At 33.8% G+C, this 24,275-nt stretch carries 27 protein-coding genes and 3 pseudogenes; 23 read left to right on the top strand and 7 right to left on the bottom strand.

The window, feature by feature from the left end:
- Window positions 1-141: 141 nt before the first annotated feature.
- Window positions 142-963 carry an MBL fold metallo-hydrolase gene (locus ACYUJ6_RS09240; RefSeq protein ID WP_461842504.1) on the top strand — a complete coding sequence of 274 codons (822 nt, stop codon included), beginning with the start codon at window positions 142-144 and terminating at the stop codon, window positions 961-963.
- A 180-nt stretch (window positions 964-1,143) separates the two neighbouring features.
- Here ACYUJ6_RS09240 and ACYUJ6_RS09235 read toward each other — a convergent pair whose 3' ends face one another.
- Complete coding sequence (locus ACYUJ6_RS09235; RefSeq protein WP_461845478.1) at window positions 1,144-1,956, bottom strand: nitroreductase family protein; 813 nt, start codon at window positions 1,954-1,956, stop codon at window positions 1,144-1,146.
- Between the two features lie 145 nt (window positions 1,957-2,101).
- Between ACYUJ6_RS09235 and ACYUJ6_RS09230 the strand changes: the two genes are divergently transcribed.
- From ACYUJ6_RS09230 to ACYUJ6_RS09165, 14 genes and pseudogenes are all read left to right on the top strand, one after another.
- On the top strand, window positions 2,102-2,443 hold the full coding sequence (locus ACYUJ6_RS09230; RefSeq protein WP_461842503.1) for a winged helix-turn-helix transcriptional regulator: 342 nt from the start codon (window positions 2,102-2,104) through the stop codon (window positions 2,441-2,443).
- Between the two features lie 102 nt (window positions 2,444-2,545).
- Window positions 2,546-2,743 carry a PCC domain-containing protein gene (locus tag ACYUJ6_RS09225; protein ID WP_461842502.1) on the top strand — a complete coding sequence of 66 codons (198 nt, stop codon included), beginning with the start codon at window positions 2,546-2,548 and terminating at the stop codon, window positions 2,741-2,743.
- A gap of 351 nt (window positions 2,744-3,094) precedes the next feature.
- A pseudogene (locus ACYUJ6_RS09220) lies at window positions 3,095-3,505 on the top strand (iron chaperone).
- Between the two features lie 114 nt (window positions 3,506-3,619).
- Window positions 3,620-4,009: pseudogene (locus ACYUJ6_RS09215) on the top strand (GNAT family N-acetyltransferase); the annotation flags it as partial.
- Window positions 4,010-4,054: 45 nt separating this feature from the next.
- Complete coding sequence (locus tag ACYUJ6_RS09210) at window positions 4,055-4,333, top strand: type II toxin-antitoxin system Phd/YefM family antitoxin (RefSeq protein WP_461842501.1); 279 nt, start codon at window positions 4,055-4,057, stop codon at window positions 4,331-4,333.
- Complete coding sequence (locus ACYUJ6_RS09205; protein ID WP_461842500.1) at window positions 4,323-4,640, top strand: type II toxin-antitoxin system RelE/ParE family toxin; 318 nt, start codon at window positions 4,323-4,325, stop codon at window positions 4,638-4,640. Before ACYUJ6_RS09210 ends, ACYUJ6_RS09205 begins: the two co-directional genes overlap by 11 nt.
- A 239-nt stretch (window positions 4,641-4,879) precedes the next feature.
- Window positions 4,880-5,620, top strand: coding sequence for a MerR family transcriptional regulator (locus tag ACYUJ6_RS09200; RefSeq protein ID WP_461842499.1), 741 nt, complete (start codon window positions 4,880-4,882; stop codon window positions 5,618-5,620).
- A 268-nt stretch (window positions 5,621-5,888) separates the two neighbouring features.
- Window positions 5,889-6,353, top strand: coding sequence for a DUF1648 domain-containing protein (locus tag ACYUJ6_RS09195; protein ID WP_461842498.1), 465 nt, complete (start codon window positions 5,889-5,891; stop codon window positions 6,351-6,353).
- Between the two features lie 163 nt (window positions 6,354-6,516).
- The gene (locus ACYUJ6_RS09190) at window positions 6,517-6,999 is read left to right on the top strand and encodes a GNAT family N-acetyltransferase (RefSeq protein WP_461845477.1); all 483 of its coding nucleotides are present in this window, start codon (window positions 6,517-6,519) and stop codon (window positions 6,997-6,999) included.
- Between the two features lie 122 nt (window positions 7,000-7,121).
- Window positions 7,122-7,799: a response regulator transcription factor gene (locus ACYUJ6_RS09185; RefSeq protein WP_461842497.1), complete on the top strand. Its 678-nt coding sequence runs from the start codon at window positions 7,122-7,124 to the stop codon at window positions 7,797-7,799.
- Window positions 7,800-7,915: 116 nt separating this feature from the next.
- Window positions 7,916-8,821 carry an ABC transporter ATP-binding protein gene (locus tag ACYUJ6_RS09180; protein ID WP_461842496.1) on the top strand — a complete coding sequence of 302 codons (906 nt, stop codon included), beginning with the start codon at window positions 7,916-7,918 and terminating at the stop codon, window positions 8,819-8,821.
- Window positions 8,821-9,558: an ABC transporter permease gene (locus tag ACYUJ6_RS09175; RefSeq protein ID WP_461842495.1), complete on the top strand. Its 738-nt coding sequence runs from the start codon at window positions 8,821-8,823 to the stop codon at window positions 9,556-9,558. The genes ACYUJ6_RS09180 and ACYUJ6_RS09175 overlap by 1 nt, the downstream gene beginning before the upstream one ends.
- Window positions 9,559-9,668: 110 nt before the next feature.
- Window positions 9,669-10,583: a sensor histidine kinase gene (locus ACYUJ6_RS09170; RefSeq protein ID WP_461842494.1), complete on the top strand. Its 915-nt coding sequence runs from the start codon at window positions 9,669-9,671 to the stop codon at window positions 10,581-10,583.
- 78 nt (window positions 10,584-10,661) lie between these two features.
- The gene (locus tag ACYUJ6_RS09165; RefSeq protein ID WP_461842493.1) at window positions 10,662-11,390 is read left to right on the top strand and encodes an AAA family ATPase; all 729 of its coding nucleotides are present in this window, start codon (window positions 10,662-10,664) and stop codon (window positions 11,388-11,390) included.
- A gap of 109 nt (window positions 11,391-11,499) precedes the next feature.
- Here ACYUJ6_RS09165 and ACYUJ6_RS09160 read toward each other — a convergent pair whose 3' ends face one another.
- Window positions 11,500-11,868, bottom strand: a complete 369-nt coding sequence (locus tag ACYUJ6_RS09160) for a DUF6483 family protein (RefSeq protein ID WP_461842492.1) — start codon at window positions 11,866-11,868, stop codon at window positions 11,500-11,502.
- A gap of 302 nt (window positions 11,869-12,170) precedes the next feature.
- On the opposite strand from ACYUJ6_RS09160, the gene ACYUJ6_RS09155 reads away from it, so the two are divergent.
- Entirely contained in the window at window positions 12,171-12,653 is a 483-nt protein-coding gene (locus ACYUJ6_RS09155) for a QueT transporter family protein (RefSeq protein WP_461842491.1), read from the top strand.
- Between the two features lie 14 nt (window positions 12,654-12,667).
- Window positions 12,668-13,162 (top strand): preQ(1) synthase, encoded by a 495-nt coding sequence (gene queF, locus ACYUJ6_RS09150; protein WP_461842490.1) that lies wholly within the window; start codon window positions 12,668-12,670, stop codon window positions 13,160-13,162.
- A 74-nt stretch (window positions 13,163-13,236) separates the two neighbouring features.
- Here the strand turns inward: queF and ACYUJ6_RS09145 are convergent, their stop codons facing one another.
- The 3 genes from ACYUJ6_RS09145 to ACYUJ6_RS09135 all read right to left on the bottom strand — a co-directional run bounded on the left by ACYUJ6_RS09145 (window position 13,237) and on the right by ACYUJ6_RS09135 (window position 15,439).
- Window positions 13,237-13,842 (bottom strand): methyltransferase family protein, encoded by a 606-nt coding sequence (locus tag ACYUJ6_RS09145; protein ID WP_461842489.1) that lies wholly within the window; start codon window positions 13,840-13,842, stop codon window positions 13,237-13,239.
- 140 nt (window positions 13,843-13,982) lie between these two features.
- A complete protein-coding gene (locus tag ACYUJ6_RS09140) occupies window positions 13,983-15,020 on the bottom strand; it encodes a sensor histidine kinase (RefSeq protein ID WP_461842488.1) in 1,038 nt (345 codons plus the stop codon).
- 332 nt (window positions 15,021-15,352) lie between these two features.
- Window positions 15,353-15,439 (bottom strand): integrase core domain-containing protein, encoded by an 87-nt coding sequence (locus ACYUJ6_RS09135; protein WP_461845476.1) that lies wholly within the window; start codon window positions 15,437-15,439, stop codon window positions 15,353-15,355.
- Window positions 15,440-16,697: 1,258 nt separating this feature from the next.
- On the opposite strand from ACYUJ6_RS09135, the gene ACYUJ6_RS09130 reads away from it, so the two are divergent.
- Entirely contained in the window at window positions 16,698-17,498 is an 801-nt protein-coding gene (locus tag ACYUJ6_RS09130; protein WP_461842487.1) for a CPBP family intramembrane glutamic endopeptidase, read from the top strand.
- A gap of 763 nt (window positions 17,499-18,261) precedes the next feature.
- Window positions 18,262-18,957 (top strand): annotated as a pseudogene (locus tag ACYUJ6_RS09125) (DNA alkylation repair protein).
- Window positions 18,958-19,602: 645 nt separating this feature from the next.
- Here ACYUJ6_RS09125 and ACYUJ6_RS09120 read toward each other — a convergent pair.
- Window positions 19,603-20,700: a GTP-binding protein gene (locus ACYUJ6_RS09120; RefSeq protein ID WP_461842486.1), complete on the bottom strand. Its 1,098-nt coding sequence runs from the start codon at window positions 20,698-20,700 to the stop codon at window positions 19,603-19,605.
- Between the two features lie 27 nt (window positions 20,701-20,727).
- Complete coding sequence (locus tag ACYUJ6_RS09115; protein WP_461842485.1) at window positions 20,728-21,093, bottom strand: PadR family transcriptional regulator; 366 nt, start codon at window positions 21,091-21,093, stop codon at window positions 20,728-20,730.
- A gap of 251 nt (window positions 21,094-21,344) precedes the next feature.
- Between ACYUJ6_RS09115 and ACYUJ6_RS09110 the strand changes: the two genes are divergently transcribed.
- From ACYUJ6_RS09110 to ACYUJ6_RS09095, 4 genes are read left to right on the top strand one after another with little or no spacing between them, the layout of a single operon-like run.
- Entirely contained in the window at window positions 21,345-21,677 is a 333-nt protein-coding gene (locus tag ACYUJ6_RS09110; RefSeq protein ID WP_461842484.1) for an arsenosugar biosynthesis-associated peroxidase-like protein, read from the top strand.
- Window positions 21,678-21,688: 11 nt separating this feature from the next.
- Entirely contained in the window at window positions 21,689-22,669 is a 981-nt protein-coding gene (gene arsS / locus ACYUJ6_RS09105) for an arsenosugar biosynthesis radical SAM (seleno)protein ArsS (RefSeq protein ID WP_461842483.1), read from the top strand.
- A gap of 53 nt (window positions 22,670-22,722) precedes the next feature.
- Window positions 22,723-23,187, top strand: a complete 465-nt coding sequence (locus tag ACYUJ6_RS09100) for a C-GCAxxG-C-C family protein (RefSeq protein WP_461842482.1) — start codon at window positions 22,723-22,725, stop codon at window positions 23,185-23,187.
- Window positions 23,184-24,236 carry a biotin synthase BioB gene (locus ACYUJ6_RS09095; RefSeq protein WP_461842481.1) on the top strand — a complete coding sequence of 351 codons (1,053 nt, stop codon included), beginning with the start codon at window positions 23,184-23,186 and terminating at the stop codon, window positions 24,234-24,236. The genes ACYUJ6_RS09100 and ACYUJ6_RS09095 overlap by 4 nt, the downstream gene beginning before the upstream one ends.
- Window positions 24,237-24,275 lie beyond the last annotated feature (39 nt).

The following is a 24,275-nucleotide window of genomic DNA, read 5'->3' as shown; positions in this document are numbered from 1 at the left end:
TTATTTAAAGGTAATATACAGACAAAAAATAAATTTGTAGGGAAGGTGAAGTTGTGAAGATATTTTTACGAATGCATCCAAGAAATCGCTTATCCTCTGTGCAACTATAAAATTATTACTGTACAGAGGAGTGTATATTAAATGAATAGATTAAATAAACCAGTTTTTACGAAAGAAACAATCAGGGAAATGGAAGATATGTCATTTTTCACACATGCTAAGATTTTTGACGATTTGCTAATTGTTGCACAAAAACAAACAAATTGTTTTGTATTAAAGACAAGTGAAGGGTTGATAGTAATGGATGCTGTTTGGCCCGCAAAAGAAGCTTTTAAGGCAATAGTAGATTCCATTAAAGATGTTGGCTGGAATCCTGATACAATAAAAAAGCTGGTTTTGACACACGGACATGTTGATCATACAGGATGTGGTAAATGGTTTGTTGAAAAATATCATGTTGATACATACCTTTCTAAAGTGGATGATATTTTTTGGGAAGAACATCCAACAAAGCCTGATAGACCGGAAACGTGGAAAGATTACAAAATTGATGTTTATATTCAAGATGGTGATACCATAACATTAGGTGATAAAACAATATATGTTTATGGTACTCCTGGTCATACTCCGGGAGGATTAAGCTACATTTTCCCTGTAAAGGAAAAAGGGAAAATGCATATGGCAGCATTATGGGGAGGAACGACACCACCATGGACAAAGAATAAGAATGAAGTGAAACAATATCTCAAGTCATTGGATTACTTTATAAGTGAAGCAATTTGTAAAAAGGTAGATGTGGCTTTAAGTAATCATACAGCTATAGATAATGGCTTGGAACGTATTATGTATTCAAAAAAGAGATTGGACTATATGCCTAATATTTATATTATCGGGCAGGATGGATTTCAAAATTATTGTCAGGTATTTCGTACATTGAGCTATGAGATGCTGGAAAAATTATAAGTATAGCATCAAGCAGATAAATCCAGACTTGTATAATTAAATAATGTAAAATTTTAAATTGAAAAGTCAGGCATGGATTCATTCAAGTACCAAAAAAATCGGCACTATGGTCACTGTAAAAAATAGAATAGGGTGATGATAGTGCTTTTTCAAGTCTAAATATTTTTTAGCCTTAGAATATCATTCAATGAAATTAACTTCTAGCGGATTCCTATTAACTAATCTCTGAAATTTATATTTTGGATATCCAACCATAACAGCACCCGTTATTACTTTATCTTGGGGAATATTAATCAAATTTAATAGAGATGCATATTCTGCAAAAGCACACATTTCAAATAGTCCGGCCCAGCAGCTTCCTAGTCCTAAAGAGGTTGCAAAAAGCTCCATATATGTAAACTGTGAAACTGTATTTTGTCTGCCATTTTTTAAATCTTTAGAAGCAGTTCCCAGAATCAAATTGGGTGCATCCCGTAGTATTACATCGTTTCTATTTTCCTTATAATCTTTAACATGAGCAGAAAAACTCCAGTATCCTGAGGACTTAGTTACTTGTTCTTCCATCCACTCCATGACAGTGTCTGTTACTTCCCTAAGCAATTCTTTATTTTTAATAATAATATATGAAATTCCCTGGCTATTACTTGCCGTAGGAGCAAGTCTTGCAATATTAACTAATTTTATAAGCTTTTCTTTTTCTACAGGTATGTCTTTATAACAGCGAATTGATCTGCGTGATCTAAGAAATTTTTCCGCTGCTACTTCATTTATTACAGGAAATTTTTGTAGTTTAACTTGATCTTTTAAAGGAGTCTTCATATTATCAATTGCACTATTAGGGCACACTGCAGTACACTGTCCGCAACCGATACAAACTTTTTCAACGACCTCTCTTGTGCCATTTTCGTCCATATGTAAAAATTTTGTTGGACACACTTTTGTACAAATTCCACATTTAATACATTTCTCTTTGTTTATCTTAATTAATTTCATCATCTACGCCTCATTTTTGTTTAAAATTTGTATACGAAAATTACTTACGTTATAATAATATACATCAATGTAAAACATAGCAAGTACGCACTTACAAGTGCTATAGTAACCATTTGTATACTATCTATTTAAGGAGATGTTCCCAATGATAAAATATAAAAATACAGAATACCAATGTTCTATGGAATTAACTTTAAATATAATAGGTGGAAAATGGAAGCCAATTATTCTTTGGTATTTGAGCAGCAATACTCTAAGGTTTGGAGAATTAAAAAAGAAAATGCCTAAAATAACACAAAAAATGCTTACACAGCAGCTTAAGTCACTTGAAGGAAATGGACTTGTTAATAGATTTGTATACAATGAAATACCACCTAGAGTAGAGTATTCTCTTACCTATACCGGAAAAACTCTTATTCCAATTTTAGAAAATCTATCTGAATGGGCACATGAATATATAAATACAAATAAATCACAATGTCTTTAATAGTACTTACTGCATATTTTAAGAAAACGAAGATCAAAATTGACATATACAGACCACAAATAACGTAGATTTTTTATGTAATGAGTTGATATAAGTGGGATTATGGCATTGACTTATAACGGAATAGGGACCTGTGACAGTGCAGTACTAGGCTATTATCAGCTTAAAACAAAAGTTTTTACGAAAAAGTTATTTGATCAGGGTGATTATGAGATAATCAGTCTCATAGGGAATTTCGGCACTTGTAATGAAAAACCTTGTATTCATGTGCATATTTCCAGTACTGTTTCTTTATATTGATACAGGTGTACTAATTCCTATAATTTGTGCTGTGGCCAGTATACCAGCAATTGAGGAATTGATTATTTAGTTGATATCAAATGAACTTCAGATAAACAGAAAAAGTATACTTATAAAATAGGGAATTGGCAGAAAGAATAAAGATGTATCATGTGTAATACTGCAAGGTTTTGTGTAATTGCCTGCAAATATTATCTATATTCCATCAAATATCTGTGGGCTGTTTGTACTGAAACATGAAATTCATGTGCTGCATTATAGGCTTGCGTAAGGACATTCGAACCAAAATAGGCAAGCAGCTGGGTGACAGCGTAAAAGTTACTACTAAGGAGAGGGTTAGGTGAATATTTCATGTGGAAATGTCCAAAATGTGGACGTGAGTTCAAGAAACGGAATCAAGATCATTTTTGCGGCGAGCCGCCGAAAACAATTGATGCATATATTGCCGCACAGCCTGAGAGTATTCAGCCGTTTTTACATCAGGTTAGGGATACCATTCGCGGCGTATTGCCGGAGGCACAGGAATGTATCTCGTAGAGTATGCCGACTTACTGGAACAAGCATAACATCATCCATTTCGCAGCATTCAAAAATCATATCGGATTGTATCCTGGCGATAAGGCCATCGAGAATTTCAGCAGCCGTTTAACAGAATATAAAACAAGCAGAGGCACTGTGCGGCTGCCATATAATAAGCCGCTTCCTTTGAAACTGATTGCAGATATTGCAAAATGGTGCTATGAAACGGGAGATCATCGTTGATTTGAAGCAGAAAACATGTTATGTTGCAGAAATTGAGATGGATCAATTTAATTTGAAGAAGTAGAGCATAGTGATGGCAGCGAGCAGGATTTAGTTGTTGCTTTACGGAAAAGTGCAGAATATGTACCAGAACTATCTCTGGTTGCAGAAGAAAATAAAAGGATTCTTGGACATATTATGTTTACTGAAATCCACATAAGCGGGAAAACAGAACTGGCATTAGCACCACTTTCAGTTTTACCTGAATATCAACGCCAGGGTATAGGAAAAGCGTTAATTGCTCAGGGCCATAAAATTGCTGTCCGGATGGGGTATGAATTTTCAGTGGTTTTGGGTAGTGAAGAATATTATTTGAAAGCAGGATATGTACCTGCCGAACAGTACGGTATTAAAATAGTATTGACTGCTATCATCAGTACAGCCCACTACACTGGAAATGCCAAGAACAGCAGTTTGACTGGGATGACGGCTAAGGGCAAATTTTCAATTGATTTCATAGCATGAAAGAAGTATAATATGGTTAGAATATTACTATAAGGAGTTGATACCATGCAGATTAAACCGTCCGCAAGCATCAGGCAGAACTATAATGAGATTGCGGCTTTGTGCAAAGCCTCCGGTGAGCCTGTGTATCTTACCAAAAACGGCGAGGGTGATCTCGTGGTTATGGATATAGAGGCGTTTATACGTAGGGAAAAAATGCTCAAGCTGCGTGAAGAACTGCTGTCCGTTGAAGAAGACCGTCTGGCCGGACGTGCCGGAGTGACGCCGGATGAACTGGACAGCTGCCTGGACAGCATAATTGACGAGGTGGAACATGGAAAATAAACCTCAATATAAAGTGATTGTCTCTGACCGTGCCCGTCAGATGCTGATGGGCCATGTTCAGTTTCTGGCACAGAAAAGCCCCCTGACTGCCCGTAGAACAAAAAATAAATTGATGACAGCTATCCGTTCCCTTTCCAATATGCCGGAGCGTTTTCCTTTTTTAAATGTCGAGTTTATACCGCTGAACAAGTATCACAAGATGTTTGTTGAGAAATGGTATTTGATTCTGTATCAGATTAAGGACCAGATGGTGTTCATTGACTATATCGTGGATTGCAGACAGGATTATGGGTGGCTGGTGCGATAGGTTTTGGTAAGATTATATTTTCGTGAGTTTAAAAGTATGTAGTAATGAGGAGAGTTCACGATGACTGCTCATAATACAAACTGATTTTTAATACGTAAATAACGTAATAACTACAGTATAAATTAAATAAGAAAAAATGTAAAATAGTAAGTAATTATTGAGTGCAAATAAAAAATTAAGAAATAACCTTGACTCTTACCTTGGAGGAGGGATTATGATTACACTTGGGGTGAAGAATTATGCTGTATACGGTCAAAGAAGTTGCAAAATTGACAGGTGTTACTATAAAAACACTTCATTATTATCACAAAATAAGATTGCTGGAACCCTGTGAGATAACTGATGCCGGCTATCGTCTCTATGGGATGAATGAAATTCAGCGTTTGCAGCAAATATTATTTTATCGTGAACTTGATTTTTCCCTCAAGGATATCAAAAAAGCACTGAAGGATGAACCAAATCGATTAGAGTGTTTAGTTGAACAGCAGAAACTGCTCCTTGCGCGCAGGCAGAGACTAGATTGTTTATTAAAGACTATAAATGATTCGATTGTCCTTGGTAAGAAAGGAGGAATTATGGATAAATCAGCAATGTTTTATGGATTTAACAAAAAAGAATGGGAAGGTGCACTCTCGGAACAAAGTGAATATATTAAAGATAAATATGGATATGGTATGCCCGAGGTACAAGACGTGGATATTATGAATGAACAGGCCACGGAAGCAAAGAAATTTATTGTCTATATAAGTGATGGTCTGAAGAATGGATGGAAGGCTGATGATGAAAGAATACAAGAGGTATTGAAAAATCATATTACATTTTTAATTAAGCATGGTCATAAGGTTGATGCAGAGTCATTTGCAGTCCAGACAAGGTTTTTTTTAGATGATGATTTTCATAGAAATATGCTTGAAAAGCAGCAGATTGGACTTTCTTACTATCTTTATACAGCTGCAGGTATGTATTTAGCTTCAAACTAATGGAAGCTGTAAGCAGTATTTTAAAAGTGACTGACATAAGTATTTTATGAAGAGGTGAGTAGATTACTTGCCTCTTATAATTTGAAATGAGGATTATAAAAATACTAAAAGACAATCGGTTATATTGTCTATATAAAAAAATTATCCCGAGGTGCAGGATATTGTATAAAAATGATATAATCTATTTAGTAATCTAAAGGCATTTCTTGTAGGAAAAGCAAATAGGGAATTTATAATATGTTTAAAAAATCCGGGAAGGAATATGTAAATGAAGATTAAAAAGAATAAATATGATATAATCGTTAACTTTTTAAGTCTATTATCCCTAGCAGGAGCAGTTATTTTTTTGATTGTTTCGTGGGAGACAATCCCAGCTGAAATCCCCGGACATTATAATGCTGCTGGTGAGGTTGACAAAATAACAGATAAAAGTTCTTTGATTGTGCTTTTGGCTGTTGGATGGATTATGTTTGTTGGATTATCAATTGTAGAAAAATTTCCGCAAATATGGAATGCAGGAATGCAAGTAACGGATCAAAACAAAGAAAAAGTATATAGAATCTTAAAAACCATGATAGGAACTATAAAGCTGTCACTAGCCCTGGTATTTTCATATTTAACCATATACTCAACCACTGGAAAAAATCTATCATCTCTATTCCTGCCAGTTCTTTTAATTTTAGTATTTGGGTCTATGGGGTTTTTTGTATTTCAACTACGGAAAGGAAAATAGAAAAATTATAAATTTGAAAAAGTAGATATTAGGAAAATGAAATTATTTTTACCCTATATGAAGTACGATTTCATATACTGGATGAAAACCCAGCCATTCAGGTTGAAATCACCAAATCCAGAACAGGAGGCGAAAATATATGAATGTAGAGAAAATTTTAAATATGAATATAAGACTTGCAACCATTGAAGATTTACAGGCCATTACTGCTGTTGAGTTAATATGTTTCCCCGCAGCGGAAGCTGCTTCAGAAAGTAATTTTAAAAAGAGATTGATTGTGTATCCTAATCATTTTTGGCTTCTGGAAGATGACAGAAAGCTGGTTGGATTTGTAAATGGAATGGTGACAAATGAACCGAAAATATCTGATGATATGTTTGAAGATGCCAGTTTGCATGATGAAAATGGTAAGTGGCAGATGATTTTTGGTGTAAACACTATTCCTGAGTATCGCAGGCAAGGTTGTGCAGAAAAAATAATCAGCAGGGTTATTGACGATGCCAGGACACAGGGACGTAAGGGATTAGTGCTTACCTGCAAAGAAAAACTGCTGCACTACTATGCAAAATTCGGATTTAAAAATGGAGGAATTTCAGAATCAACACATGGCGGAGCAGTTTGGTACGATATGCGTTTGACTTTTTAGCAGGTAAAGCTGTTAATAGCCATATTAAAAATAAACGCTTTAAAATATCCAGAAAATATAGCAAAGCAAACAGAAGGCAAAAATATATGATATATAGATTATTTATAGAAGGGTAGAGAAGGATGAATAAGATATTAATTGTAGAGGATGATCCTGAAATCAACAAAATGCTGCAAACTTTATTGAGAAAAAATAAATACACAGCGGCAGCTGCATTTTCCGGCACAGAGGCTCTTTTGTTATTGGAAAAAGAGTCTTTTGATTTGATTTTATTGGATCTGATGCTGCCCGGATTGAGCGGGGAAGAGATTTTAACGAAAATTAACGAACAATTCCAAATTCCTATTATATGTGTATCTGCAAAAGATGATTTGGACACTAAACTTGGACTCATTCGAGATGGGGCAGATGATTATATAACAAAACCCTTCAATAATGAGGAATTAATTGTAAGAATAGGTGCAGTATTGAGAAGAGTGAACAAGGGTACAACTACATATAAAACCAATATATTTCAATTCAAAGATCTGGTTTTGGACAGTGAAAATCATATCGTAACTGTCAAGGGCCAGCCTATTGAACTTACAATGAAAGAATATAGTATATTGGAATTGTTGATTAGTAATCCAAGGAAAGTATTTACCAAACAGAATATATTTGAAAGCATCTGGTCTGAGGAATGTATTGTGGATGAAAGAGTGGTTACGGTACATGTCAGTAATTTGCGCAATAAATTGAAACATGGAGAAGCATACATAAAAACAGTTTGGGGAATAGGGTATAAAATGCAGGACAATTAATGTATAAACTTTGTACTTTCTTGATAAATTCTAAACTCTATTTTAATACCTTTTATCTATTATTTAAATATAGGTTTAAATAATACTTTAATTATAAAAAATAGGAGGCAAAATATATGGAGTTGGTATTACAGACTGATGGATTAACTAAAAAATATGGAAAACAAACAGCTGTAAATAAGGTTAATTTGAATATTGAGAAGGGTGATATCTACGGATTAATAGGAAAAAATGGTGCAGGCAAGACAACAATTATGAAAATTGCCTGTGGATTGATTTACCAGGATGAGGGTGATATCCAGCTGTTTGAAAGCAGCAATTTAGAAAAAAACAGAAAAAGAATGGGATGTGTTATTGAACAGCCGGCACTTTATCCTGACATGACAGCAGGAGAAAACCTGATTTATTATGATAAGCTGCTTGGTATTACGGACTATGGCAATGTGGATGAGGTTCTGGGCCTGGTTGGTTTACAAAATACAGGTAAAAAGAAAACCAAGGCTTTTTCCCTTGGCATGAAACAGCGTCTGTCCATTGCAATCTCCCTGTTGGGTAATCCTGATTTTCTTATTCTGGACGAACCTATCAATGGATTGGATCCTTCTGGTATCAAAGAAGTTAGAGAACTGCTGTTAAAACTAAATAGTGAAAATGAAATTACCATATTGATTTCCTCTCACATTTTAGGAGAGCTTGCCAAAATCGCAACAAAATATGGGATCATAGATAAAGGAGTACTTGTGGATGAGTTTCAGGCAGTGGAATTGGAAGAGCGCTGCAAAAAATGTCTTGTCATTGCGGTAAATGATTCTGAAAAAGCAACCTACATTTTAAAAAATAACATGGAAAGTGAAGATTTCAAAGTATTTGATGAAGGAAAAATCTGCATTTATGACTGCCTGGATATACCTGAACAGATCAATAAGGAATTGGTTGAGAATGGTGTTTTAGTATCAGAAATTTGCCTGGAAGGAAATGATACAGAGGCATATTTCCTGAAGATGATGGGAGGCAATCAATAATGATGAATGTTGTTTCCAGTGAATTCTATAAAATATTTAAAAGCAGGGTTTTTTATGCTATATCAATTATATTGCTGGCAATGAATTGTATTTCCTTTGCAGCCTCTGTTTCTCTCAAGGTAAAAGGAAAGATGTCAGGAACAGGATTTTCCAATTATCAAGGCTCTTATGGCGCAGATTTTATCTTCTATATCATCCCTATTTTTATAGCCTGCCTAATTACTGCTGAATATTCAAATGGCAGTATACGGCAAATGGCCTGTCATGGAATAGCCAGATGGAAATTGGTTCTTGGACAGTATATAGCCATGTCTTCTGTTATTACGATAATTCTATTGGGGTTTGGAATTTTAAATTTATTATCATGTACAATATTATCTGAATTAGGAGAAATTGATACAGCTGCATTTATTCGGATGAATATTGGGGTGATTTGCATGTTCTGGGGTACTGCAGGAATTGGCACTTTTTTATCTTATCTATTAAAAAACGAAGGTATTACAATTATAGTTTCTATTTTACTAGTTACAGGCAGCAATTTCATAGCAAATCTGCTTGCTTTATTAACCAGGAATGATGTTTTCACAAGATATTCTCTTACAAATATGCGTAAGACTATAATTGATTTTACTTCAAAACCAGAGGAGGTTATGAAGTGTTCAATTGTATTTTTCTTAATTGGAATAATTACAATTCTGGGGTCCAGTTTGTTGTTCTCAAAGAGAGATGTAGATTGACTGACAGGCTTGAAGATATTCAAAGACCAGTTTAATTCTTGTAAATATATTAAATAAATGTATTATAGAAATAATGAAAGATACAGGGTAATTCACATAAAGGAGTCAATATGGAATATATCTGGGTAATCACAACTTTTTTATTGATATTTATGTTTATCATACTTGTTTTTTATCATCTGTATTATCATATGAATATCAAGCATATTACGAGACAATTAAAAGAAATTATGAATACAGATACCAATCAGCTGCTGACAGTAACAGCAAAACAAAGGGATATTACAGAGATGGTTAATCAGCTCAATAATTTAATTCGGGATGTAAGAGTGTCCCGCATAGGAATTAAAAGGCTGAACAGGAATTTCAGACAAAGTATAATTAATATTTCACATGACTTGCGTACACCACTTACAACTGCCAGCGGGTACGTTCAAATGCTCCAGGCAGATGCTGCAGATGAAGAACAGCAAGAGTATCTGGCAATAGTATTGGAACGGCAGAATATGGTCAAGACACTGCTGAAACAGTTATTTGAATATGTACGTATTGAATCAGGGGAGATTACTTATGAACATGTGCCTATGAACGCAAAAAAAGTTTTGATGGATACACTTGTGATGTATTATGATGATTTTTACAAGAAAGGGGAGGAACCAACTGTTCACTTTCCGGAAAAGTCCTGTATGATACGAGGAGATGAACAGGGAGTGAAAAGAATATTTTCAAATATTTTATTCAATGCAGTTATACATGGCAGGGGAGAATATTGTTTCGAAATTCAGGAATCGAAGGAATCATCCAGTTATATGTTTACTTTTTCCAATCTTAGTGAGCCCATGACCAGAGATGATTTAGATTGCATTTTTGAACGTTTCTACACGCAGGATAAATCTAGAAATAAAAAGACTACAGGACTGGGACTGACAATAGCCAGGGAAATTACCAGACAGTTGAATGGAACAATAGAAGCTTTTTATAATAATGGCAAATTCTCAATATCCATTGTATTTCCTAAAGTTTAACAAAATGATATAATACCTATAGTAATTTACAGTAGTAAATTATAGTGGACAATATTTATATAATACGGAGAGGATAAAATGGAACTTAATTATTTTATAAGAGAAGTTAAATTAAATAGAAAAAGAATAAATTCATTTTCTAAATATCCATATTGTTTATCTGTAATAAAAAATTTATCAACTATAAAACTTCATCCTAAAGTAACATATATAGTAGGTGAAAATGGAACTGGTAAATCTACCATACTTGAAGCAATTGCTGTAGCATATGGTTTCAATCCTGAAGGGGGATCCAAAAACTTTAATTTTTCAACAAGAAACACCCACTCTGATTTATGGAAAACTTTAAAATTGATTAAAGGAACTAGAATGCCCAAAGATGGTTTTTTTCTAAGAGCAGAAAGTTTTTATAATTTAGCCTCGAATATTGACGATATAGAGGCTGCTAACTCATATGGCGGGAATTCATTACATTCACAATCTCATGGAGAGTCTTTTATGTCATTGATTATGAATAGATTTAGAGGAAATGGTTTATATATTTTAGACGAGCCGGAAGCTGCATTATCTCCAACAAGACAAATGGTTCTAATTTCGAGAATACATGATTTAATTGAGGAAAATTCTCAATTCATAATCTCTACTCATTCACCAATAGTATTGGCTTATCCAGATTCTATAATTTATCAATTGGATGACAGATTAAGAAAAGTTGATTATGAAGATACTGAAACTTATCAGATAATGAAATCATTTGTGAATAATCCTAAGAAAATGTTAGATATACTTGGAGTAATGACAAGATAATTGGAATTGGTTTATTGATATATAAATTTCTTATATGAGAATTTGAGTTTCCAGACTCAATAATTTTGAAAGAAACTTTTCCCTTGAAAAGAAGGTGGGAAATTTGTTATTAAGGTTGAGTATATAATTTTTTTATATTTTTTAATCCCTCTATTATTTTTTGCTTTGAAAAATTACATTTACTAAGTTTATTTTCATCCCATTTATTGATTTCTTCATAAAATGCTAATGCTATCTTATAATTCTGCTTTGATCTATGTGATTTTATGGCATCAATTATCATATCTTGAGCTTCATTAATTTTGCCGCCGCTTACATATTTTCTAACCATCATTTCCAGTAATCCATCTTCAGAAATGGATATATTAAATTTATCCAGTTTGATATTGCTTTGTACAGCATCTCGTCCTGCAACGATGGCAACTGCCATTTCACTGATTGATTTTATCAGCCTTTTTATATAGTCATCTTCATACATTTACAAATTTCACCATCCCTTAAAAATACACAAAACGTATTTATTAATAATAAAGAGCCAAAATGTAATTACATAATTATTATACGTAAATTTCTATTATATTACAACTGCAGAAAATCTACTTATAAAGTTCTTGATTTCAGATATTTTATGATATATAATGATGAAAGTAAAATTGAAAAAGACAGTTCGTAACCATCCTGTCTTTAAACAAAACTAGGGGTATGGATTATTTAATAATCCTTTTAAAAAAGCACCTAGGTGCTTTTTATTTTTGTATTTACCTCTGGATTGGAGGAAAAATGGAAAACAGAAAAGTTTTTAGCACAAGAAAGATTGCAACATCGGGAATAGTAATTGCATTATATGCTATATTAATGTATCTTACCCAGGGATTTGCATTTGGTCAGTATCAGATAAGGATAGCTACAGCACTATATTCATTAAGTGCACTTGCTCCCTACTTGATAGTTCCTCTTGGAATTGGAAATATGATCAGCAATACGATTATGGGTGGAATGGGAATTTATGATATATTGGGAGGATTTTTAGTAGGTGTTATAACAAGTACGTTTACCTATTTGATAGAGCGTGCACACTTTAATCGATGGCTTATGATTATACCGCTTGTTTGCGGGCCTGGGCTTATTGTGCCCATATGGCTGTCAAAAATATTAAATGTGAACTATACCATACTTGCTGTAAGTTTGTGTATAGGTCAGATTATACCTTCTATTGCAGGAGTACTGCTTGTTAAACATCTAGAGAGTAAAATAAAATTTTGATTGGAGTTGATAATATGAATGACAGGGAGAATGAATTGAAGGATTCCACTGTTCTGGGCAAAGAAAATGTAAGCTATAAGTTTGATTATGATCCATCGATCCTTAAAACGTTTGTTAATAAACACAGGGATAACGATTATTTTGTTAAGTTTAACTGTCCTGAGTTTACAAGCCTTTGCCCCATAACCGGCCAGCCGGATTTTGCATCTGTTTATATTTCTTATGTACCGGACAAGCTGATGGTAGAAAGCAAATCACTTAAACTTTATCTTTTTAGTTTTAGAAATCATGGAGATTTTCATGAAGACTGCATGAACAAAATAATGAAGGATCTTATAAAACTTATGTCTCCAAAATACATAGAAGTACAGGGAAAATTTCTTCCAAGGGGAGGAATTTCAATTGATCCTTATACCAACTACGGTAAAAAAGGTACGCCATGGGAACGTGTTGCTGCCAAAAGACTTTATTATCATGATCTTTATCCCGAAAAGATTGATAATAGATAAAGTGTTTTTATTTGCCGTATTAATAGGAAAAAATATGAATGCCAAAGGCGAAATGGGGAATAAACCTCTTTATTTTAAAATATGAATGGTATTATTCTCCATGTACTTTTAATATAATCGAGATATTCATTGCCAAATGAATTTATAAGAGTTTTCTCTTCAATTTTTATTCGATATCCATATACAATTGAGATTATTATTAGGGTAGTTAATATAGATGTTATGGATCTAATTGAAATTGAGATTCCAACAAGTGTGAGTATGGATCCTGTATATGCTGGATGTCTTATTAATTTATATGGACCATTTTTTACAATGGACTGTTTGGATTCTATTATGACAGAAAGTGAGAAGAATCTTCTCAGTGTAAAAACCGCCCAGCATCTTATAATGATCCCAGTCATCATGAAAATTACTCCAATAAAGAAAAAAGGGTGCGGTAAAATTAAATTTAATTTGTTCCTAAATAAAAAACTAAAATAGATACAGGCATAAACGCCAATTACAATTGAAAAAAAGGAACCTTTATCTTTGAATTTTTTGCTGCTTTTTCTGAAAAATGATTTATGGAAAGTGAATATAAAAATTATGCATTCGGAAATCAGCCATATGCAGAAAATGTCCTGAAAGATATTGTGTTCAAATGTGTTTGAAAAAAATCTATAGCCAAATAAATTCATGCTATTAAAATCCTCCCCCGATATATTGCTAATAACAATTATTATTATAACTTCTGTGTTTGAAATTGGAAGGTGAATTAGGTAATAATTTGCAAAAAAATAGACTAATATACAATGACTAAAGTCATATATATAATCTATTATTTTTTTATAAAAAGAGCTGACAGCTGAGTTCTTCTCTTTAAGTTCAATTTTCTTAGAATATTGGATATGTAATTTTTTTTGGTTGAATTTCCATGTTTTAAACTATTTGTTATGGATTCTTTTATTGTTGAAATCAAGATATTCTTTATTGCAATTGATGATTTTTCTATATTGTTATCATAATCAAGTGTTATTTTTATAATATTCAACTTGTTGAATTTGGAGATTATTGATGTTATTTCATTATGAAGGCTGAAATTTTCATCAAGTTTTCTGAGATTGTATACAGTCTCCCGTAAACTCTGAATGCTTTTGCTTATTAGAGATTCCAATTCGTTTATTTCATGATTTATTTTTTCCCTGTCTTTTATTGCTTTGATGTATTTTATATTCATAGAGAGAGCCATAAGTGAATGGCCCAGAGAATCATGTAGCTCCTGGGATATTCTATTTCTCTCGTTTAAAATAAGATGTTCTCTTTCCTTAAATGAATAGTCGATTAAAGAACAATTCAGCATCTTGAGATTATTCATTTCATATCTGTATTCATGAATGCAGATATATACAAATAAAACTATAATATATACAAAAATGCCAGATATATAAGAAGGTATATCTTTATAGAAGGGAATTTTGCTTATTAAAATATTATCCACCAGCAAATACAGGATAAACCCTGACATATGGCAGAAAATGAGTGATCTTCTTGTTTTCCGGTTGTCAAATTCAAATACATTATCCAGTATGAAAAAATAATAAAATAATATGAAATTGTTGTTTGAATTTAAAAGCAGGAGTATTACACTCAATGCCATGCAGAATGCAAGGAAAATCAATGCTTTCTTTTCACTGTATTTCATGGTGTTAAATTGCATATATGTAAGGATAAACTGCAATATAACTAAACCTATAAAAATCACATCAGCAGGATATAATTTATTTGTGTATGATAACCTGGGTATTACAGATAAAATCAGCAGTAAATACAGTAACTTGGATTTTATCAAATTCCATAATTTTAATATTTTATTCATTTGCAAACTCTTTTCTTGCTTTAGTCTGTATCAATTGACGCATAATACAAGTGAATATTTTACAGCATCTATGAGAACTAGATGAAATAATTTAATTATATCTCTAGCATACATCCTTATATATACGTTGTATAGTAAAGTGCACCCCTTGTCAAGACAATTTTTTAGCAAATTTATAGTTAGGTAAATAAATAGTATCTTAATGATTTCACTTAAATACACTTCATCTGTGAATGAAAATTGTGTAAGAGAGCTGCCATCGTAGATGGTGCGTCATCATTCTTGACGTAATTTCCATCTGCAGGTATAATTTTTTCAGGAAGGAAAATAAATTATTTATTGTATATTTCAGCATGAGTCTTATAGCCAAGGCTTTGATGCGGCCTTTTATAATTATAATATTTCAAGTAATCGTTGATTCCAATGTATGCCTACCGTGGATTCTGGTAATCCTGCAGGTAAATATTTTAATATTTAATATTTTCCCATATGGAAATGTAGGTAACATCAATACTTCTGTATCTAAAGTAAGGATGCTGTGTATTTTTGCAATAGCCATGGGCTCAATTGAGATTGCTGTTACAATTATCCCCAATAAAATAATTGATAAAAGGCCTGTGTGACAGCATCAATGTTGAAGAACGTTTAGCCTGTATACATTGGTGCCCAAAGCAATCCATTGAATATAAAAATGATTCTTTAAATAAAGAACCCTGTAACTATCGGGATATAAAAGTACAGGAGTTACTTCAGAAGAAAGTATTATAAATAAAAAATTTGTAGCGTAGTTTTATATTGCATAAGATGGAAAGCGGGAAAAGTTCAACTATAAGAGAAGAAGAATAGAATAATCAATGTATCTATAGATGAATTTTCAAAATATGGTTTTGGTAGAGCTTCTACAAATAGAGCTGTAAACAAGTATAAAGATAAATTAAATGATTTTGTTTTTTTTAGTAGTAGCATAATTCAAGAATCAGATGAGTACTTAGGACTGTTTAAAAAACTGATGTACGGAAATGTATTATCTTTGTGATTTCATTAAAGAGGTGAATACTCAAAAGAATACTGATTTTTATATAGATGACTGTTTATTTGATAGAAAATTTCGTAACTGTCTCGCTCATTATGGTTTAGGTCAGTATATAAGAGAGATTGAGATCATTTCAGATGATATACTAAAAGGATTAACAAATAAAGCCTTTGGAAAAGACTAGCTAACTACAAAAGTGGAACTCTATGAAATTCTAAGAAGTTTAACTAAGCAAATAAAACAAATTATTTTGGAATAATATATAAAAATGTCTATTGTTAGTCTATAGTTTAAGCATTATAATCAAATAAACAAATTCCAACTTATCGAGCAGTTTGGATTTATTTTTACAAATCTAGACTGCTCTTTTTTCTACATGCCAAGTATAGTTCAGTCAATCATTGCACAAAGATAGTGGAAATTTGTGGAAACATATGGTACGATAAATAATGAAAAATTTGAATTACTCAGTATTTATATAATCGGATGTTGGCAATAAAGTGATGAGGCGGACCAACAGTATTTATATTTTTGCGAAGCGCAGCTTTAAATTAATTGACAGAAAGCAAACATTAGATGATAAAAGTCAAGGGGTTCATCTGTTACAATTTAATGTATACTTCAAAATGCGAGGTGAAGAAATCGTGACAGACAAAAAAATCATAGTACAATTTACAATCCTGACATTTTGCATAGCTTATCTTGTGTCAGGTGCTTTGATTGCTCTTGGGCAATTCGGATATTCGGTTCACAATTGGGTTCACTCGTTACAGGAATTTGGGATGAATATTCCTTTTGCAGTCTATATTTTGTCGCCTGCCATTGCTTCCTATATGGTTCTGAAGAAAAATAACAAAATAACGAATTTTAAGGAATGGTTGAAAACTGTTTTTTATGCCAAAAATAACATCTCTCTCTATTTGTTCGTTGTTGCAGGGCTTGTACTGTATTTTTTGATACACATTGCAGTTTCAGGCCGCACAAAAATGGTGCTTCCATTTTATACGTTCTTCCTTTCTCTGCCTGGCAATCTTATTATCGGTGGCTTGGAGGAGGCTGGTTGGATGTACATATTGCAGCCTGGGCTCAACAAAAAATATGGCTTTATTTTATCTTCTATTTTTACTGGAATCGTTTGGACGGCATGGCATATTCCTCTTTTCTTCATTCCGGGGACGAATCACGGCGAGGGACTCATTAACTTTTGGATGTTTGCAGTTCAGCTCATTGCGTTTCGTTTTTTTAACGGGGCAATCTACAAAATATCAGGAAAAGGCCGTGTGTTTATGTGCGTATTATTCCACACTATGTTTAATGCGGCATCCCCCATATTTGGCACCATGACTATGACTTGGGTGGGAACCATTACCGCAAATGCTGTGATTGTTCTTGTTTCAATTGTAACCGTTGTGCTATACCACAAAAAGAACAGGCCAATAGTATAAGCATAATAAGAAACTGACCGAGCAGGTCGGCACATAAGGTAGGAGCTGGCCTGCTTTTTGAGCATATACATGGTTTCAAGCGCCCTAATGTGATATAAACTACGTTTGAATATTTGCTATACCATTATTTGGTAATAAACCAAGCTCCAGCAGTGTTTGAGAATCATTGAAATAAAGGATGATCCCTGTGTTATGTGCATCCGAATAATTTACTGCCGGATGCGCATCTGAAAACTCCGACAGCTTTTCTATAAGTAAGATATTCATTGTTTCCACCATCTACATTTCAAGTATTTGCCAGTCAATGCTTGCATAAATGTAGTGGAAAGTCACTGAAATATGTGGTATGCTTTTCCATATAAAAAACTTAATCTGCTCATGCAGCACAGATGCCATAAATAATGATGTGCACCGTGTATACCGCATTAATATTAAGTATTGCTTCTGGAAAGAAATTACGCAACGATTTAACGATATGATTGATAGTTTACTTAACGTTTGGGAGCGGTATAGAGTAATGCAATTATGGCTTGATACAAATATTCTGGCATATGATTTTATTGACAGCAGATATTTGCAAAATAATTTTGAGGTAGTTAAAGAAATGATGAACTAAACAACAATTTGTATAATGAACAATAATCTTATTAGATGAATTATTTATAATTTATGGGAGATAAACATCATGATAAAACATAATTTTAAAATACAAGGTATTCCAGCAATTTAATTAAATGCACCCATTAAGATAAGGAGAATCAAATTGAATCAAAAAATACGAGAAAAAATTTTTGAACTGGCAGATGAAAAATATAAAGAATTCCATACTAAAATATCTCCTACTGATTCCAGTATAATTGGAGTCAGAATGCCTCTCTTGAGAAAACTTGCAAAGAAAATAGCAAAAGGAGACCGGAAATAATATCTCAAAACAGCTGAAAGTGAGTACTATTAGGAAATAATTCTTCAGGGGATAGTGATAGGGTGTGTAAGGGTGGATGTGGAGGAAAGGCTTCGGCTTATTGGCGAGTTTATTCCCAAGATTGATGGTTGGGGTATTTGTGACAGCTTTTGCAATGGACTTAAATTTATAAAGTCAAATAAAGAAAGAGTCTGGAATTTTATACAGCCTTATTTGAAATCAAATAAAGAATTTTATATTCGTTTTGGTGTAGTGGTTCTGCTGGATTTCTATATAGATGAAGTTTACATAAATACTGTGCTGGATGTTTTGGATGGGATAAAGAAAGATGACTATTATGTAAAAATGGCAGTTGCCTGGGCTGTGTCAATTTGTTATATAAAGTTTCCCGAAAAGACGATGATATACTTAAAGAATAATTCTTTAGATGATTTTACATATAATAAAGCACTTCAGAAAATAACAGAATCTTACAGAGTTGATAATGGGACAAAGTTAATTATTAAAAGCATGAAACGTAAATCAAGTGATTCTTAGGCTCATATGAAGGTTGTTTATGATAAATGTTTTGCTCATTTAACTATTTTGTAATTTTTTATTTGTTAAAATAAAATCTGCATTATAGCAGTTATGGAGTAGAAAATATCATAAGAAGTGCAGTTTTTTTGTGATATGTTCTGATGTGAGTTGGTTTAAGGGATTAGTTTAAAGTTCATATGGATAAAAAGATTTCACAAAAATATGTTTTTAAATTGTAAAATGTGTTATAATATAAATACAAAGAGAGAAAATAAAAACAGGATTATGGTAACATCCTGTAGAATATAATCTAGCTGCTCAAGCAACTGGTATCACTAAATTATTAAATAAATAAAGTAGTAGTCATTCACTTGCGAATCGGGGCTGCTATTTTTTATTGTTTTAATAAGTAATACTATAAATGTTAATAGTGAAATGAGGAATAATCCTGCTTCAAAAAGTAACATTAAGATGTCATTACTCATTGTATCACCTCCCTTCAAGAGGGATAAGTGATACCAGCAGCCTACACACAGCCTATTAAATTGTACTAATAAATTATAGCATGCCCAATGTGATAATTCTATAGTCAGTATCAGTTGGTGACTCCATAATATATAATTTTCAGCTTCTTTTAGTGAAGAAAATTGCAATCAAAAAAATTTACCTTACTATATAATTATATCGATGAGTTGGATTTGGCCGCCCTGGGCTTAAGCATTTTAATGCTTCAACCTTTTGAGTAATACCTTCTTCTGCACATACTGCAGAAACTGCTTCTGATACTATACGCTCTAAGTCCGCTGGATCCATTTCAATGCGAGCGTTAAGAATCATTTTAGCCTTATTTCCCATGCCTGCACTGCCTCTAATATTCAGTGATTCTTTCCTACCTGTCAAATTACCAATAACATAATGTTCTCCTGTTTCAATTAATAATTTTACGTGCCCAACAGCTGATTTTAAAGTATCAAATCGATGACTTAATTCCTTCAACAACTTTTCCGCTAAATTGTCCCAGTTTGCAGATTTACCCTGCAGCATTAATGTGGTGTTAAGCCAACCCAGAACTGCCTCACCCTCTGCGTAAACGTCATAATCTACTTCTGCCAGGTGGTTTCCTGCATCCACACTATTCATAATTTCATTTAACCACATTTCCAAGCCTTCCCCATTTTTTGCACTCAATGTAAGAATTGTAGCTAAAGGCCATTTGGCAGCTGTGAGTTTCTTTAATTCATCAAGACAATCCTGTGATAACAAATCTGTTTTATTAATTGCAATGATATCTGCTTCCTCAAGCTGTTTTTCAATAATGTAAGCTGCACTTGTATGTAGACCTGATGTCCCTCCATGAAGTATATCATGCAATCTTTCTGGATCCACCAGCACTGTAAGCGGTAAAATAATTAAATCCTTTTCAAACCTTTGTTTTAATGGCTGCATTATTGTTGCAGAGAGATCTGTACAGCTGCCTACAGGCTCAGCAATAATTATATCAACCTGTTTTTGGGCTTCTAAATTTGAAATAGCATCAGTAAAACCATTAAAATTACAACAGAAACAACTGCCGCTGACTTCTGATACAGTACCGCCTGCCAGTTCAAGAAATGCTGTATCCACCAATTCAGATGCCTGATCATTGGTTATTAATCCCACGCGTTTCCCTTGATCCGTCAGTTTCCGTGCTGACTCCCAAAGAAGTGTTGTTTTGCCGGCACCTAAAAATCCACCAATTATACAAAGCTTAGTTTTCCCCATTTCTTAACGCCTCCATATTAGTTTTATTTATTTTATTGTTTTTTGTATTTCTTCAAGTAAAAGATCTATAGAATCCCTATAATTCTTAAGTGTGTGAATCCATTTAAAAAGACATTCTGTGCCATCTTTAGTAATACTATAGCATTTTACTAAATTCCCATTGTCAGAAACCTGTTTCTTTGATGTAAGCAGTCCTCTTTCTTCCATAGCCTTTAATTGTCTGTATACCCCTGTAGGATCAGGTTTAGTACCTTTTATCATGGAAGACTCAGCTATTTTTTTTAAAATTATATAACCATAAGCATCACATTCATAAAGTATTTTAAGTATTATTGGGTGAAGGAATTTATCTAAGTTACCACCTTCACAGGAACATTTTGTATAAAGTTTCATAATATTAAACACCTTCTGCTTTTAAGTATTTTATATTTAGCCATATTTCATAAATATAATCAGCAAATTTTTTCATATTATTTATTTCGGGTGGGTTTATTCCATATAAAAATTCATATCATGAAATATTTCCCTTTAAATTAGAGTTTCTTGTGAAAGAATATTGACAGATTATTTATAATATTATAAAATTATAGCATAACTATTAGATAATGTCTAATAATTTATTTAATATACAGAAGGAGGAAAAAATGGATACTTATTATAATCCGGAAGATTTACTTCAGTTTGGGAATATGGGAGAAGATGCGCCCGAAATGTGGGAAAAATTTATGGCTTATTATGGTCAGGTATTTGCTGATGGAGCATTGACCGCTAAAGAAAAGGCACTTATTGCTTTTGCGGTGGCACATGCTGTCCAATGTCCTTATTGTATTGATTCTTATACACAGACGCTTTTGGAAATGGGTGTGAATCAGGAGCAAATGATTGAAGCTGTTCACGTTGCTGCAGCTATCAGGGGAGGAGCTACATTAGCACATGGTATGCAGGCAAAGAATGTAATTAGAAAACTTGAACTTTAGGGGGAACAAACATGAAAAAAAATTTATATTTGGAGCACATTGATGGAATCCCTCCTTTTTCGGAAAAGGTTCAGGATCAAGACTTTTGTATAACAAAGCCCCAACTGGATGTCATGCAAATAAACATCAGCAATCGCTGCAATCTAGCCTGTAAACACTGCCATGTGGAGGCCGGTCCTACACGCACAGAAATCATGAACCGCCAAACTATGAAAGATTGTCTGCAGGTATTTAAAGAAAATGACTTCTCCGTACTTGACATTACAGGAGGATCACCTGAAATGAATCCTGATTTTCAATGGCTGGTAGAGGAAGCATCGAAAAAGGCTATACATACTATAGTTAGATCTAATTTGGTTATTCTAACGGAAAAAGGTTATACTCATTTGCCAGAGTTATATGCTCAGCATAAGGTGGAAATTGTAGCATCTCTGCCATACTACTCAGAAAAGGATACTGACCGGCAAAGAGGCATTGGGGTTTTTAAGGCATCCATTGATATGCTGAAGAAATTTAACCAGCTGGGATATGGTAAAACGCCAGATTTGGTGCTGAATTTGGTATACAATCCAGGCGGTGCTTTTTTACCACCAAAGCAGGACAGGCTGACATTGGAGTACAAAAAGAAACTGATGGAACAATACGGAATTACATTTAATAAGTTATATACTATTACGAATAATCCCATCGGTCGGTTTGGTGAATTTTTAGAAAGAAGTGGAAATCTAAAGTCTTATATGAATCGTTTGGTGTCTGCCTTTAACCCTGAAGCACTAGAAAATATGATGTGCCGCAGCCAGTTGTCAGTGGGTTGGGATGGTTTATTGTATGACTGTGATTTTAATCAGGCTCTTGGAATGACAGCAGAGGGCGTTGGCCAAATTCAAGATTTAAAAGGAAGAAGCATGACCTCTCGAAAGATTGTTTTTGGGAATCATTGTTATGCCTGTACGGCTGGCAGCGGCTCTAGCTGCGGAGGGGTTACTACTTAAACAAGTAACAGATATATGGAATAAAGTTATTCAGAGACAGGGGGAAAGCTTCAATGAGAGAAAATGAAATTGCAGAATTGTTTGAACAGGGTTTTGACTGTGGCCAGGTAGTGCTTGCCAGCTTTGCAAAAGAACTTGGCATGGATACAAAACAGACAAATAAAATGGCTGCCAGCTTTGGGGCCGGCATGTTCTGTGGAGAAACCTGTGGTGCAGTCATCGGTGCATTGATAGCAATTGGTTTGAAATATGGTCATTATTTGAAGAACACTCCGGATATCAAAAATCAAAATATAGTTAAAGTAAACGAATTCAGAAAAAAATTTTTAATGAGGTATGATTCTACAGTTTGCAGGGAACTGCTGGGTTATGACATCAGTAAACCGGAGGAAATGAAAATTATTCTGGAAAAGGGACTGCTCTTTAGCTTTTGTCCCAAATTGGTGGCCTATGTCACAGAGGTTTTAGCTGAGATCTTATCAGAGGATATGCAGTTAAAAGGAGAAGATAAAAAATGAAAATTGAACGAAAACTTCAGCAAATTTTAGATAAAGCCTGGAGTAATATCCCCCTAAAGCGGGAGGAATGTAAATACCTGCTGTCTATTGATGAGACAAGCTACGAGTCCGGGCTGATACGCAGTACTGCCAACAGTATAATCAGAGGGAAAAATGACAATTCGGCCATCATACTGGGTCAGATTGGCGTGGAAACATCTCCATGCCCTGGCAAATGCAAGTTCTGTACCTTTGGAGACGGGCATACAAAGTTTGAATACAGTCATATTGGACAGGAGGAACTGCAGGAGAAAATGGAAAGTTTCTGTAAAGAAGGAGACCTTTATGGACTGTACCTTATGACAATGCATGAGTATAATATTGAAAATTTCCTAAATATTATACACCGTGCAAAAAAGATTGCTCCTGTAACCACACAGATATGGGCAAATATAGGGGATACCGACCTTGATACATTTAAAGAAATACGAGAAGCGGGTGTCACCGGTGTGTATCACGTTTGCCGCCTGGGAGAAGGTATGGATACAAACTTAAAACCTGAAAATAGAATCCGGACAATGCAAAATGCTCTTGATGCCGGTCTGGAGCTTTATACATGCTGTGAACCAATTGGCCCTGAGCACACAATAGATCAGCTGGTTGACAACATATTTATTGGTGCAGAAATGGGAATATACCAGCATGCTGCAATGCGCAGGGTAGCGGTACCGGGTACACCTCTTGCAAAGTATGGCCAAATCAGTGAATTGAGGCTTGCACACATTGTTGCTGTTATTGCACTATGTACTGTCACCCTGCCTACTATGGCTTACATGGGTGTTCATGAGCCAAACCAGCTTAGTTATGTATCAGGTGCAAATATCATTACTGCAGAAAGCGGAGCAAATCCTCGTGACTGTCAGGGTGATACTTCTAAAAATCGTGGTATGGATATGGCACGCTGCCGCAGAATGTTATTTGAGTGTGGATTTACTAACATACGTAGGGGTGATGAAAGTAAGATTCCATTGGATTTTGAATATCTTGAAAAGACGAATTCTCTGGATTAGAGAAATATTGGAAATTCCTAATTCTGAGAACATCCCGTA

Source organism: Clostridium sp. JNZ X4-2 (genome assembly GCF_054889485.1).
The sequence above is the reverse complement of the archived record's forward strand: the minus strand, read 5'-3'. Positions and strand labels throughout refer to the sequence as shown.

Bases quoted from the DNA above. Each gene is read 5' to 3' on its own strand.
- ACYUJ6_RS09165 (WP_461842493.1), top strand. From the start codon at position 10,662: ATGGAACTTAATTATTTTATAAGAGAAGTTAAATTAAATAGAAAAAGA.
- ACYUJ6_RS09230 (WP_461842503.1), top strand. From the start codon at position 2,102: ATGATAAAATATAAAAATACAGAATACCAATGTTCTATGGAATTAACT.
- ACYUJ6_RS09140 (WP_461842488.1), bottom strand. From the start codon at position 15,020: ATGAATAAAATATTAAAATTATGGAATTTGATAAAATCCAAGTTACTG.
- queF (WP_461842490.1), top strand. From the start codon at position 12,668: ATGAATGACAGGGAGAATGAATTGAAGGATTCCACTGTTCTGGGCAAA.
- ACYUJ6_RS09185 (WP_461842497.1), top strand. From the start codon at position 7,122: ATGAATAAGATATTAATTGTAGAGGATGATCCTGAAATCAACAAAATG.
- ACYUJ6_RS09200 (WP_461842499.1), top strand. From the start codon at position 4,880: ATGCTGTATACGGTCAAAGAAGTTGCAAAATTGACAGGTGTTACTATA.
- ACYUJ6_RS09205 (WP_461842500.1), top strand. From the start codon at position 4,323: ATGGAAAATAAACCTCAATATAAAGTGATTGTCTCTGACCGTGCCCGT.
- ACYUJ6_RS09120 (WP_461842486.1), bottom strand. From the start codon at position 20,700: ATGGGGAAAACTAAGCTTTGTATAATTGGTGGATTTTTAGGTGCCGGC.
- ACYUJ6_RS09100 (WP_461842482.1), top strand. From the start codon at position 22,723: ATGAGAGAAAATGAAATTGCAGAATTGTTTGAACAGGGTTTTGACTGT.
- ACYUJ6_RS09240 (WP_461842504.1), top strand. From the start codon at position 142: ATGAATAGATTAAATAAACCAGTTTTTACGAAAGAAACAATCAGGGAA.
- ACYUJ6_RS09235 (WP_461845478.1), bottom strand. From the start codon at position 1,956: ATGAAATTAATTAAGATAAACAAAGAGAAATGTATTAAATGTGGAATT.
- arsS (WP_461842483.1), top strand. From the start codon at position 21,689: ATGAAAAAAAATTTATATTTGGAGCACATTGATGGAATCCCTCCTTTT.
- ACYUJ6_RS09225 (WP_461842502.1), top strand. From the start codon at position 2,546: ATGGCATTGACTTATAACGGAATAGGGACCTGTGACAGTGCAGTACTA.
- ACYUJ6_RS09110 (WP_461842484.1), top strand. From the start codon at position 21,345: ATGGATACTTATTATAATCCGGAAGATTTACTTCAGTTTGGGAATATG.
- ACYUJ6_RS09180 (WP_461842496.1), top strand. From the start codon at position 7,916: ATGGAGTTGGTATTACAGACTGATGGATTAACTAAAAAATATGGAAAA.
- ACYUJ6_RS09210 (WP_461842501.1), top strand. From the start codon at position 4,055: ATGCAGATTAAACCGTCCGCAAGCATCAGGCAGAACTATAATGAGATT.
- ACYUJ6_RS09175 (WP_461842495.1), top strand. From the start codon at position 8,821: ATGATGAATGTTGTTTCCAGTGAATTCTATAAAATATTTAAAAGCAGG.
- ACYUJ6_RS09115 (WP_461842485.1), bottom strand. From the start codon at position 21,093: ATGAAACTTTATACAAAATGTTCCTGTGAAGGTGGTAACTTAGATAAA.
- ACYUJ6_RS09145 (WP_461842489.1), bottom strand. From the start codon at position 13,842: ATGAATTTATTTGGCTATAGATTTTTTTCAAACACATTTGAACACAAT.
- ACYUJ6_RS09170 (WP_461842494.1), top strand. From the start codon at position 9,669: ATGGAATATATCTGGGTAATCACAACTTTTTTATTGATATTTATGTTT.
- ACYUJ6_RS09190 (WP_461845477.1), top strand. From the start codon at position 6,517: ATGAATATAAGACTTGCAACCATTGAAGATTTACAGGCCATTACTGCT.
- ACYUJ6_RS09155 (WP_461842491.1), top strand. From the start codon at position 12,171: ATGGAAAACAGAAAAGTTTTTAGCACAAGAAAGATTGCAACATCGGGA.
- ACYUJ6_RS09195 (WP_461842498.1), top strand. From the start codon at position 5,889: ATGAAGATTAAAAAGAATAAATATGATATAATCGTTAACTTTTTAAGT.
- ACYUJ6_RS09095 (WP_461842481.1), top strand. From the start codon at position 23,184: ATGAAAATTGAACGAAAACTTCAGCAAATTTTAGATAAAGCCTGGAGT.
- ACYUJ6_RS09160 (WP_461842492.1), bottom strand. From the start codon at position 11,868: ATGTATGAAGATGACTATATAAAAAGGCTGATAAAATCAATCAGTGAA.